The sequence below is a fragment of the Robertmurraya korlensis NBRC 107688 genome (assembly GCF_001591645.1).
Taxonomy (GTDB): domain Bacteria; phylum Bacillota; class Bacilli; order Bacillales; family Cytobacillaceae; genus Robertmurraya_A.
This window is the reverse complement of the sequence record NZ_BCVH01000009.1, coordinates 147,061-159,247: the sequence shown is the minus strand read 5'-3', so window position 1 is coordinate 159,247 and position 12,187 is coordinate 147,061. Positions and strand designations below refer to the sequence as shown.

14 protein-coding genes are annotated in these 12,187 nt (G+C 36.8%); 4 read left to right on the top strand and 10 right to left on the bottom strand.

What is annotated here, in order from left to right; genetic code table 11:
- The first annotated feature begins 74 nt into the window (after positions 1-74).
- Positions 75-587 (top strand): YjcG family protein, encoded by a 513-nt coding sequence (locus BKO01S_RS13870; protein WP_066054933.1) that lies wholly within the window; start codon positions 75-77, stop codon positions 585-587.
- Positions 588-593: 6 nt separating this feature from the next.
- On the top strand, positions 594-1,016 hold the full coding sequence (locus BKO01S_RS13865; protein ID WP_066054928.1) for a GNAT family N-acetyltransferase: 423 nt from the start codon (positions 594-596) through the stop codon (positions 1,014-1,016).
- 29 nt (positions 1,017-1,045) lie between these two features.
- On the opposite strand, the gene BKO01S_RS13860 is transcribed toward BKO01S_RS13865, so the two are convergent.
- Complete coding sequence (locus BKO01S_RS13860; RefSeq protein WP_157077373.1) at positions 1,046-1,318, bottom strand: hypothetical protein; 273 nt, start codon at positions 1,316-1,318, stop codon at positions 1,046-1,048.
- 128 nt (positions 1,319-1,446) lie between these two features.
- On the opposite strand from BKO01S_RS13860, the gene BKO01S_RS13855 reads away from it, so the two are divergent.
- Positions 1,447-3,735 (top strand): UvrD-helicase domain-containing protein, encoded by a 2,289-nt coding sequence (locus tag BKO01S_RS13855; RefSeq protein WP_066054921.1) that lies wholly within the window; start codon positions 1,447-1,449, stop codon positions 3,733-3,735.
- Positions 3,736-3,777: 42 nt separating this feature from the next.
- On the opposite strand, the gene spoVIF is transcribed toward BKO01S_RS13855, so the two are convergent.
- The 6 genes from spoVIF to BKO01S_RS13830 form a co-directional block, all read right to left on the bottom strand.
- Positions 3,778-4,032 carry a sporulation-specific transcription regulator SpoVIF gene (gene spoVIF / locus BKO01S_RS13850; RefSeq protein ID WP_066054918.1) on the bottom strand — a complete coding sequence of 85 codons (255 nt, stop codon included), beginning with the start codon at positions 4,030-4,032 and terminating at the stop codon, positions 3,778-3,780.
- A gap of 133 nt (positions 4,033-4,165) precedes the next feature.
- A complete protein-coding gene (locus tag BKO01S_RS23975) occupies positions 4,166-4,297 on the bottom strand; it encodes a YjcZ family sporulation protein (protein ID WP_084362076.1) in 132 nt (43 codons plus the stop codon).
- Between the two features lie 88 nt (positions 4,298-4,385).
- Entirely contained in the window at positions 4,386-4,742 is a 357-nt protein-coding gene (gene spoVAE / locus BKO01S_RS13845; RefSeq protein ID WP_066054913.1) for a stage V sporulation protein AE, read from the bottom strand.
- 14 nt (positions 4,743-4,756) lie between these two features.
- A complete protein-coding gene (gene spoVAD / locus BKO01S_RS13840) occupies positions 4,757-5,776 on the bottom strand; it encodes a stage V sporulation protein AD (RefSeq protein ID WP_066054910.1) in 1,020 nt (339 codons plus the stop codon).
- Positions 5,776-6,249, bottom strand: coding sequence for a stage V sporulation protein AC (gene spoVAC, locus BKO01S_RS13835; protein WP_066055028.1), 474 nt, complete (start codon positions 6,247-6,249; stop codon positions 5,776-5,778). Before spoVAC ends, spoVAD begins: the two co-directional genes overlap by 1 nt.
- A gap of 16 nt (positions 6,250-6,265) precedes the next feature.
- Positions 6,266-6,739 (bottom strand): YhcN/YlaJ family sporulation lipoprotein, encoded by a 474-nt coding sequence (locus BKO01S_RS13830; protein WP_066054904.1) that lies wholly within the window; start codon positions 6,737-6,739, stop codon positions 6,266-6,268.
- Positions 6,740-6,957: 218 nt separating this feature from the next.
- Here BKO01S_RS13830 and BKO01S_RS13825 point away from each other — a divergent pair, with 218 nt between their 5' ends.
- Positions 6,958-7,917 carry an EAL domain-containing protein gene (locus BKO01S_RS13825; protein WP_198158818.1) on the top strand — a complete coding sequence of 320 codons (960 nt, stop codon included), beginning with the start codon at positions 6,958-6,960 and terminating at the stop codon, positions 7,915-7,917.
- 33 nt (positions 7,918-7,950) lie between these two features.
- Here the strand turns inward: BKO01S_RS13825 and fabI are convergent, their stop codons facing one another.
- The 3 genes from fabI to mgtE form a co-directional block, all read right to left on the bottom strand.
- A complete protein-coding gene (gene fabI, locus BKO01S_RS13820; protein ID WP_066054897.1) occupies positions 7,951-8,727 on the bottom strand; it encodes an enoyl-ACP reductase FabI in 777 nt (258 codons plus the stop codon).
- Between the two features lie 126 nt (positions 8,728-8,853).
- Positions 8,854-10,707 carry a monovalent cation:proton antiporter family protein gene (locus BKO01S_RS13815; RefSeq protein ID WP_066054894.1) on the bottom strand — a complete coding sequence of 618 codons (1,854 nt, stop codon included), beginning with the start codon at positions 10,705-10,707 and terminating at the stop codon, positions 8,854-8,856.
- An 11-nt stretch (positions 10,708-10,718) separates the two neighbouring features.
- The gene (gene mgtE / locus BKO01S_RS13810) at positions 10,719-12,095 is read right to left on the bottom strand and encodes a magnesium transporter (RefSeq protein WP_066054891.1); all 1,377 of its coding nucleotides are present in this window, start codon (positions 12,093-12,095) and stop codon (positions 10,719-10,721) included.
- Positions 12,096-12,187: the final 92 nt, after the last annotated feature.

Genomic DNA, 12,187 nt, shown 5'->3' with positions numbered 1-12,187 from the left:
AATGATTTAGAAAATTTGTTATAATAAATAATATGCAACTCTTCTATAATCCATATACTAACGGAGGTCATATAATGAAATTTGGAATTGTTATTTTCCCTGGGAAAGCACTTCAAGATTTAGCCAATTCTTACCGAAAACGTTATGATCCTCATTACTCTCTCATTCCACCACATATCACTCTGAAAGCACCTTTTGAGGCTAGTGATGATGAAGCAAAAACTTTAGCAAACAAACTTGAAGATATTGCAAAACGATTTTCTCCTTTACATATTCACATTCCGAAATTCAGCTCCTTTCATCCGGTGAACAATGTAATTTATTTCAAGGTAGAACCTTCTACTGAAATTACTGATCTTCATGAGGCGATAGACGCTCTTGGATATGGAGAGACGACTGAATATTCCTTTGTACCTCATATTACGTTAGGACAAAGATTATCTGATGATGAACATTCAGATGTATTAGGATCTTTAAGAATGCAGAAGGTGAACCATGATGAATACATTGATCGTTTCCACCTTTTATATCAATTAGAAAATGGCTCATGGACTGTTTTTGAGACATTCAGGCTCGGGAAGGAATAGATACTAGTGAATGTAGAAATAGTGACAACAAAAGAGAAGCTTCAGGATGCTTTTAACGTTAGAAAGCATGTATTTGTTGAGGAACAACAGGTACCTGAGGAGGAAGAAATTGACCAGTACGACAGTGAATGCACTCATTTCGTTCTTTATGATCAGGAAGTTCCTATAGGTGCTGGGCGTTTTCGAGATTTAAATGGCATCGGGAAAGTAGAAAGAATTTGTGTGTTATCCGGAAGTAGAAATACCGGAGCTGGAAAACTGATTATGGATAAAATTGAACAATACGCAAAACAGAATAACTACTCCGCATTAAAATTAAATGCACAAACGCAAGCAATTCCTTTTTACGATAAATTAGGGTATGAAGTAATCTCTGATGAGTTTATGGATGCTGGCATTCCACATAGAACCATGAAGAAATATATATAATAAAAAATGCCTCAATTTTGAGGCATTTTTTATACACTTATATCAAGGTATTTTCCTTTTCCTGTAATCTCATATATATGGGTTAGCGCTTCGTTGGAAGGCCTTAGTACTTTTTTTTCTTCCCTTTGAATCAACCTTTTAGAAAAAGAAGATTGTTGGTGTTGATTCCCCTCGGATGTTCCACTTTTTATCGGAATGACTCTAGTTACCGATTCATATTTATATGGATCTCTCGATGCTATTAAGTTTCTCTCTAAATACTGGTTCGATTGAAAATTAACTACAGGTACAATATACCCCATCTTCTTCACCTCTTTCATAGGTCTCCTTTGATTTTGGAAAAATAAAACTTTTACATTCTTCTTTATGTAGGAGTAATTGTTTTGTTATGATAGAGTTCGATTGAGTTTTTGATTTTAAGGGGTTAATTATGAAAATTGCTATTAAAAATAATGAAAAAGTTAATTTAAACACATTGAATAGAGAGAGCTACCAGCTCATATATGATGACGCCAAAAAAGGAAAACTGCATTGTCCCACTTGTAAAGAACAGGTCCGGCTGTATTTAGGGATACAGGAAGATCCTTATTTTTATCATATGCTTCGTAAACACTCTAATTGTAAAGATATTGATATTGAACCTGATGAAGCGGGTAGTTCACCTATCGAATACGTTGAACGAAATGGCTTTAAAATACCTGTTACGCGTATGATTGTGACTCCAACTAAACACGATACGTTTCAACCAGCCATAAATGTAAAAGCTTCTCCCTCCTTTCAACGAACAGTCCGGAAAGAAACAAACATAACCTCACAGTATATAAAACATTTATCTAACAACGGCTTCCAACTTGATGATCAACAAATAAAAGCAGTTACAACAGTAACTGGCTCTGTCCTAGTCATCGCTGGTGCTGGTAGTGGAAAGACGCGAGTGTTGACTACAAGGGCTGCCTACATGCTTTATGAGCTTAAAATTGATCCAAAATCTATTATGCTTGTTACCTTCACAGCAAAAGCAGCAACAGAAATGAAAGAAAGGCTTAATAAATATCCACTTCTTTCACCTTCAGACATTAATAGGCTATTAACAGGTACATTTCATAGTATTTTTTATAGAATACTAACCTTCCATGAGCCTGAAAGATGGCATCCATCTAAACTAATTAAAAAGGATTGGCAAAAGGATCAAATTCTTAAAGAGGGTGGAAAAACTATTTCACTTGATGAAAAGGAGTTTGCATACGATTTAGCCTTACAACAAATTGGCTATTGGAAAAATACTTTTCTTCTTCCACAGGATGTGCATGCAACCAATCGTTGGGAGGAGCAAGTATTACATTTATATAAGTTTTATGAAGCAGAAAAAGAAAAGAAAAACCTTTTCGACTTTGATGACATGCTCATTGGATGCCATAAGTATTTAACTGAACATCCAGATATACTAGACATGTACCAAAATCGCTTCCAGTACTTTTTAATTGATGAATTTCAGGATATTAATAAAGTTCAATATGAGCTCATAAAAATCCTATCTCGGAAAACGGAGAATTTATTTGCGGTAGGAGATGATGATCAATCTATATATGCATTTCGAGGTAGTGACCCTACTTACCTTCTCTCTTTTGAAAAAGATTTTCCGGATAGTCAAATCATTATATTAAACGAAAATTATCGTTCGTCCCATGAAATTATATCTACTGCCAATCGGATTATTGAAAAGAATACATCTCGTAGAAAAAAAACCATGTTAGCTCAATACCAACATTCTCTTTCACCAATGTTGTTTTATCCCTTTGATGAAGAAGAGGAAGCAACAATGATTGTTCAGGACATACATGAAAAACTACAAAATGGATACGTTCCAAATGATATCGCCATTTTATACCGAACAAATACAGGGAGCCGAGCAGTTTTTGAAAGATTAGTAACCTCTAGCTTTCCCTTTAGAATTGACATGGATATGGAAAACTTTTATGAACGTTATATTGTTAAATCGATGTTGTCCTTTCTTCGACTCATTATCAATGAAGATGACCAAACTGCTATTAGTCAGATTCTCCCTGTTTTATTTATTAAACAATCCGTTCTGAATGACATTAAAGCAAATAGTATTTTGGATGATTGCTCCATGCTCGAATGCTTATCAAATGTTACGACTGGTCACCCCTTTCAAGAGAGAAAGCTAAAAAAGCTATTGCCTTCAATTAGAGGCCTAAGAGGCCGTACACCTGTTGAATGCATTGAAGGTATTGAAAAGGAAGTTGGTTTTGGTGACTACCTTAAAAAACGAGGGAATGAAGGGAATAGTCTGGAAAAAGGCTCTGATGATATTCGTGATTTAAAAGTCGCAGCCAAAAACTTTGAAACAATCACTGATTTCCTTGACCATACAAAGCATATAAGTGCGATGAATAAAGAAATAAAAAATCTTAGTAAACAGCTTGATCAGGCAATCACACTTAGTACCATACATCGTGCAAAGGGCTTAGAATATCGAGTTGTTTATATTCTCGATGTTGTTGATGGAGGAATTCCTCATGACTACGCATTAGAATCCTTAAGGAATGGGGAGTCCGCACCACTTGAAGAAGAACGTCGTTTGTTATACGTAGCTGTCACTCGTGCTCAAGAAGAATGCTATATAGCAATCCCGCATAAAAGAAGAGGAAAAAACGCTAAGCCCTCTAGATTCTTAGCTCCCATCCTTCCTAAATAATAGAAGAGAAGCTTACATATTTCGTAAGCTTCTCTTTTTGGTTTATTTTTTATTAATCATTTTAGATAACGTATTAAAATCAAGTTGCTTCCCATCAGCAACAATAGAAGAAACGATTTTATCTTCCATTTCTTTAGTAACTGGTTTGTTTGCAATTTGAGAAACACGTTGGATAACATTTCGAACTGTTTTTTCATCTTTAAAGTTTGCATTTTGTAATGAACCAGCCAGTTCAAGAATGTCTTTCATATTTACGCCAGTTTTCTTTTCAACATTTTTGAAGAATTGATTATCCATTCTTAAAACCACGCCTCCTTTTTTAGCTACTCTCATCTTATGAAGGAACCATAAAAAGGGTGATTTTTTGGACAGGAAAAAGACCGTTTCTTTGATTAGAAACGATCTTTCTTCCTACTCTTGGTTGTGGAGATTAGTTGTAAAAGCTAGCTCCAACAATAATTAACAAAATGAATAGTACAACGATTAATACGAATGTTGAACCGTATCCACCGCCGTAGCTGCCGCCGCCGTAGCCATAGCCACCGTAGCCGTAACCACACATATCAAGTCACCTCACTTTTCCTTGACTTACTAATAACTTATGTAAGTGACCTGAAAACGTGTAGGCTTTGTCCTATATTAGAAAAGTTTTAGCCTTTTGGCTTAAATATAAGTGCACCGATAAAAGCAAAAACAATGGCTGAAGAAATACCCGAGCTTGTGATCTCAAACATTCCAGTAAGCACCCCGATAATTCCATGCTGCTCCGCTTCTTGAAGTGCACCATGTACAAGAGTATTACCAAAATTTGTGATAGGGACAGTTGCACCAGCACCCGCGAAATCTGCTAATGGTTCGTATAAACCAAAACCATCTAACACTGCCCCTACCACGACAAGTGCACTTAATGTATGTGCAGGGGTAAGTCGTGCTACGTCAAACATAAGCTGCCCGATTACACAAATCGTACCTCCAACAACAAAGGCCCAAAAAAACATAGCGAGCATCTCTTTCCCTCCCTTTAATCGTTCATTTCAATAGAAACAGCATGGGCAATACAAGGAATACTTTCCTTTTGTTGCACTGTAAGCGGCGATAGAAGTGCTCCTGTTGCTACGACTAGAATTCGCTTAAATGTTCCCTTCTTCATTTCATTTAACAAATGTCCGTATAATACCGTCGCTGAACATCCTGCTCCACTACCACCGGATTGAACTGGTTGCTCTTCTTTATAAATTAACATTCCGCAATCTTTAAATTGCTCCTTTTTAATAGGTAAACCTTCCTTTTGCAATAAACCAAAGGTTGTTTCATGACCAATTTTCCCTAGGTCCCCTGTTACAATTAGGTCGTAATAGGAAGGCTCAATTTCCATATCCTTAAAATGAGCCAGGATTGTATCAGCCGCAGCCGGGGACATCGCACCACCCATATTAAAAGGATCCGTTAACCCTAAATCAATGACCCTTCCAATCGTGGCTGATGTTGTGACAGGCTTCCCACTATCATTTCCCTGATTCGCTTTCACTAGGCCAACACCTGCACCTGTTACTGTCCATTGGGCCGTTGGAGGCTTTTGTCCACCGTACTCAGTAGGGTAACGAAATTGCTTCTCAACAGCTGCATTATGGCTCGTTGCACCTGTAACAATATAGTTTCCTCCTCCATAATTAACGAAAAACGATGCTAAAGCTAATCCCTCCATGGAGGTTGAGCAAGCACCAAAGACACCAAGATATGGGATTTTTAACTGCCTTGCAGCAATACTAGTTGGCGTAATTTGATTAATGAGGTCTCCAGCAATCATAAATTGTACATCATCTACCGTCACACCCTCTTTTTCGAACGCGGTTTTCGTTGCTACTTCTAGCAAGTGACGGTGAGCTTTTTCGTATGACTCCTCTCCCATCCATAAATCATCGTATAGAACATCAAAATCGTTCGACAATCGACCATTTTTCTCGAAAGGACCACCAGTAACGCCTGTAGCAGTAATCACGGGGCGATTATTAAATATCCAAGATTGTTTTCCTTTCAGCATTATATTGCCCCCAATTTGATTAATATTGTCTTAATTAACGCAACTACAAAAGCTGAAAAAACTCCAAATAAGACAACTGAACCAGCCAGTTTAAATAAATTCCCACCTACACCAAGAACAAATCCCTCTGTTCTATGTTCAATGGCAGCGGAAATGACTGCGTTCCCAAACCCAGTTACAGGTACGGCACTTCCGGCCCCTGCAAATTGACCTAAGCGGTCGTATACCCCAAAGCCTGTTAGTAGCATTGCAATAAAGACCATTGTCGCTACAGTAGGATTTCCTGCTGTTTGTTCAGTAAAATTAAAGAAATAAATATAAAAATATGTGATTGCCTGTCCAATCGTACAGATGAATCCTCCAACTAAAAAAGCCTTTAAACAATTTTTAAAGACTGGTCTTTTCGTTTCAAAATTCTTCTCGAATTGCTTATATTGCTCAACCTCTTTTGATTCTGGCTTTTTGCTCCCCACCTTCACATGCTCCCTTCTAAGTTAGTTCTTTTTTCAGCTTAATTATTTCGTTGAGCTTTTTCTTTGCATCCTTTTTGGAATAATCCGGATTTTTCATTTTATCGTTTAGCTCAACAGCTTCTAAAAATATTTTATAGTCACTTGATACAATGAAATTTTCCTTTGGATATTTTTCTTCAAGCATTTTATTAATCTTTTGCTCAATTTTGACCATATGAAAACGTTGCATATGCTTAACTTTATAAGCTACTAATATTTCCTCCTCGCCTTTGATAACTGCTACATCATAAAGCTCTTCAAATTTGGCAACATTCTTTTTTATTGAGGATACTAGCTTATTTTTTTCCTCTGTTTTCTCATCAAGAATGATTGGATCGGGATCACTTTTCTTTATCAAGGACATCCCACTGTTCTGCGTTGCGTCATTATTACAGGAAGTAAGCAGCACAGTTAATACGGTCATGCAGGTGAAAGTGAGTGTTTTTTTCATATCATTCCATCCTTTTGTTCTAATTCTTGTCATTATCTTTTGAATTAGAGGGGATTTTTATGACTGATTACATATGTATATTTCTTCCACCCCTATTTTTAAAGGTTTATCGAAAATTTACAATTTCTTCATTAAATTCATAAAAACATATGATAATGTCGAAATAGAGCGAAAAGATCATGTCTGAATTTTTTCGTGGGAAAGGGGCCTTTTTTACAATGAACTCAAACGCTTTACACAGCCAAAACATTATCCAACTTCACACATTTAGCGATCTAGAGCTTCGAAAAGAATTTCGAACTTTGTTGTCTAAAAAACAATTAAAAACGGTTTTCCAACCAATTATATCTCTCACAGATGGCAGTACCTTAGGATTTGAAGGTTTAACTAGAGGTCCCATTCAAAGCAGATTTCATTCACCGTTACAGCTTTTTAAGTACGCAGAGGAGTATGGCTCGTTATATACACTTGAAAAGATAGCTCGAGAGCTGGCATTTGAAAATAGCTCAACTATTCTTAGAAACGATGAAAAACTATTTATTAATTTGAGCCCTCAGGTTATTTATGACCCAAACTTTACACCTGGCCATACGATTTCCTTACTGCATCAATATAAACTTTCCCCACATAACATTGTGTTTGAGATAACAGAGCGAAGTGCCATTGAGGATTTTTCAGCTTTTACGAAAGTTCTTTATCATTATCGTGATCAAGGATTCCAGATTGCCGTCGACGATGCCGGAGCAGGCTACTCGTCTCTACAAGCAATTTCAGAAATCCAACCCGATTATATTAAAGTCGATCGGTCCCTTATTAGTAAAGTTCACGAAAATAATGTGAAAAAACATATATTAGATGCTTTCGTAACCTTTGCACAAAAAATGGACTCGATAATAATAGCGGAGGGCATTGAAATGGAAGAAGAGCTTGAGGCTGTCGTTCAATTAGGGATAGATTGTGGCCAAGGGTATTACATTGCTAGACCAGGTTTCCCAGTCTCGAACATTGATGAATCCATTATAAAAAAGATCACAAACTCATACCTGCAATTGAACGGAAAGGAAGAACATAAGCCGTTCATTGTCCAACTAGACGATGAAATTGTCATAATGGACAATGATCAAATAATAAAAAAAGTAGCTGTAAACCAACTACTGCAACTTTTTAAAGGCAAATAAAAATCCTGCTTCCATAAGAAGCAGGATTTTTTATTATCTTGAAAGTAAGTGGTAACCAGAATCTACATGTAGATTCTCACCAGTCATTCCACGTGAAAGTTCGCTAAATAGGAATAATGCGGTATCTCCTACTTCTTCTTGAGTTGTTGCATGTCTTAACGGAGAGTTCTCTTCAATTTCCTTAAGAATCAAATTAAAATCACTGATTCCCTTAGCTGAAAGTGTACGAATTGGTCCTGCAGAGATAGAATTCACTCTAATATTGTTTGGCCCCAAATCATTGGCTAAGTATCTTACACTTGCTTCTAAAGAAGCTTTTGCCACACCCATGACATTGTAATTTTTAATTACTCGTTCCCCACCTAGGTAAGTTAGTGTAACAATACTTCCACCTTCAGTCATTAATTCTCTAGCTTCTTTTGCAACTGCTGTTAATGAATAAGAACTGATATTATGAGCTAGTAAGAATCCATCTCTCGTTGTACTCATGTATTCTCCTTGTAATTCTTCCTTGTTCGCAAATGCGATACAATGAGCAATACCATGAACTGTTCCAACTTGTTCTTTAATTGAAGAGAAACACTTTGCAATATCTTCATCAGAGGTTACATCACAAGGAATTAGAAGAGATTGTTGACCTTCTAACGTGTCAACCAATTTACGAACTTCACTTTCAAACCTTTCTCCTGCATAAGTGAAGATTAAGTTTGCTCCAGCATCATGCAAAGAACGAGCAATCCCCCATGCAATACTACGCTTATTGGCCACGCCCATAACAACTATATTTTTTCCTTTTAAAGAAAGGTTCATTATGTATATCCTCCTAAATAAGAATCTGTTATTAGTACCTAGTACTAATATTACATGATTTTTTACAAAAAGAAAAGTGTTATTGATATAAAAGGGTCTGCTGGGCCCCAACCCAGCAGACTCCTTTTACATTAGGAATTCTAACTCCCTCTTTAATTCTTCTACATACTCTTTAGAACCTGTCACAATTAAACGGTCATGTAAGTGCAACTCTGTATCTCCATGAGGAACGATGGTTTCTTTCCCTCGGAATATTCGCACAAAAATGACATCTCCAGTAAATGGGAACTTTCTAAGGGTCACTCCTTCATATTGAACGTTCATTAGAAGAATCTCGTATAATGCTGTCTCTTGATTCGTTAGGATATTCAATACGCTTGGTGTTTCAATTAATGCACGGAGTAATGCCTTCGTTGACAGGAAGATAGAGAACACCTCTACATCATGCGCTTTTAAAGACTCCTCTAAATCCTGTGTTTCAATTCTCGCAATAACCCTATCTACTCCTCGCTCCTTACAGGCTAGAGCTAAATTAGCATTGATTTCATCACTTCCAGTTGATACAACGATGATATCTGCATCAAGAACATTGTTCTTTTCAAGAGTTTCAAGTTCAAAGTCTGGAATTTCAACAATATTAAATAATGAGTCAGCGATTTTATAAGTCGCTTTTTCTTGCTTTGTATGATAAATCGTAGGTTCATAAAGACTAGATTCTAGTTGCCTGGAGACGGGCATTGTTAGCTGATTTGCTCCAATAAAAGCAATCTTTAGTTTTTTGACCTGTACCGATTCCTTCGGTAGCAGTTTTTTAAACAAAATCGGTGTGATAATACATGTAATTACTGCAACCAAAATCAGCATTCCACTCATCTCATTAGTAATAACACCCATTCTCTCCCCAATGGTAGCTGCTGCAATCACTAAGGAAAGTGTTGACGTTAATATAAAGCCCGAAGCAAAAACCGTTTTCAAATCATACCATTTCTTTAAAAACAGGGCAGGAATGATTTTTGAAAGAAGCAAAGCAATTAAGAGAAGTGGTATTAGTATGATAAGCTGTGGATCACTAAATAGCTCCCAAATATCTAAACCAACACCTACCATAACAAAGAAAATCGGGATCAAAAACCCGTAACCAAAGGAATCAAGCTTATGAATTAATTCTTGATTAGGTGATAATAACGATACTAGCACCCCTGCTAAAAACGCACCAAGAATATTTTCAGCTCCAACCGTTTCAGAAAGTCCAACTAGTACAATGATGAGAGTAAATACTCCTCTTGTACCAATTTGAATAGTTCCCGTGGATAACGGTTCTATAATCTTATTATTTTTAAATCTCTTGGCAACAAAGAATAAACCTACTCCGACAGCAAATAGAACCAGTAGTAACCACGTATTGCTGTCCCCACCTCCGTATAGAGATACAAAGACAGCTAGCAGAATCATTGTAACTAAATCGGCAATGACTGCAACAAGTAGAATAATTTGACCAAGATTGGACTTCATTAAGTTCCCTTCCTTCAAGGTAGGAACGACAACACCTAGAGAAATCGTTGAAATAATTAACGTCATTAAAAACGCGTTCTCAATAAATCCAGCGAGTACGAATAAATATGATAATACCAATGACACTAGGAAGATACCTATAAAAACAATGGTTGCAGCTAAAAACGTATTAGGTTCCTTATTGCCATCCCCTTGTTTTTGTTTATTCCCACTTTTCTTAAAAGCAGTAAAATCAATTTCAAGTCCACTTAAAAACATTAAAAAGATAAATCCCAAAGTCGACAATGTTTCTAACCACATGTCTTCATGAACAATATCAAAACCGCTTTTCCCAATTATTAGACCAACAATGATCTCAGCAACCACTACTGGAATAAAGTTTAATTTAAAACGGTGCAAAAGTATCGGTGTTAAAAATGCAACAACCACTACGATTAATAGTGATGTAACGGAAGCACCATGTTCCATTTGTATTCCCCCTAACTTATCAAATACCCCATAAAGATAGTAGCCATACCTAAATAAATGAGAAGACTAATAATATCATTAACTGTTGTAATAAACGGGCCTGAAGCAACAGCCGGATCAACTTTAAGTCTGTGCATGATTAACGGAACTAATGCTCCCGCGAGTGTCGCAACAATTAAAGTCAACAGGATGGATATCCCTACGAGCATACCTAAAAAGATATCTCCTTTCCATAGGTATACAACAATCATGACTAACATTCCACATGTTGTACCTGTAATGACCCCTGTTCCGGCTTCTCTTACAATCAGCTTTGACTTTTCTTCTTTTTCCAAATCCCCGGTTGCCAGTCCTCTAACAGCTACAGCCAAAGCTTGAGTCCCTGTATTTCCTGCCATACCTGCAATCAAAGGAATAAAAACTGCCAATATAGCAACTTGATCCAAGGTTTGTTCAAATCGCCCCATTAAATTTGCCGTTATCATTCCTAGAAATAATAGAATGATTAACCACGGTAATCTTTTTCTCGCAGCCGAGAGTGGGCCTCTGTCATAACTATCGATTCCTGAAACCGCCGCTAGCTTTGAATAATCATCAGATGCTTCTTCTTCCATAACATCCATCACATCATCTACGGTGATTATTCCGAGCAGATGGTTTTGAAAATCCACTACCGGTAGTGCTAGAAAATTATAATCTTTCATTTTCCTAGCAACTTCCTCTTGATCCTCTCCAACCGATACAGAGTGAACACGGTCACTCATTACCTCTGCCACCATCTGATCATCGTCACTTACAATTAAATCTCTAAGCGAAATAACACCAACCAGCCGCTTTTCATCATCTACTACAAACAAATAATAGATGGTCTCAGCGGTCGGAGCCTCTCTTTTTAAAATATACATCGCAGACCGTATCGTTTGATTTGCTGCAATCGAAATAAATTCCGTGGTCATAATACTACCTGCTGTATACTCTTCATAGTGGAGTAACTCTTTAATCTCTTGAGCCGCTTCATTATCCATTATGGCTAAATAACTTGCTACTTGATCTTTGCTAAGCTCATTAAGAACGTCTACCGCATCATCCGCATGCATATTAGCTAGCATTTCAGCAGCATAAGTCGGTGTCATTTGTGAAAGAGCCTCTTTGTAATCTTCATCCTCAATTTCTATATTTTCAAATATCTCCGCCATCTCTTCAGGCGACAAATAATGATAGATCTTAGTTTGGGCTTCCTCTTCCAAATCCTTAAAAAATGAAGCTTGATCATATGGATGTAATTCTAAAAATTCTTCACGAAACTTTTCTATATCTTCATTTTGTAAAGATTCGAATAATAAATCAAAATCAATATGCTGTTTCTTATCTACACTTGCTTCAGCCATTGTTTCTCCTCCTTTCTTCTATACTCTCTTGTATCTAACATGTACTTTAACTTTCCCTAAACCAAACATGAAAAAACACTCTGCTTAGAATC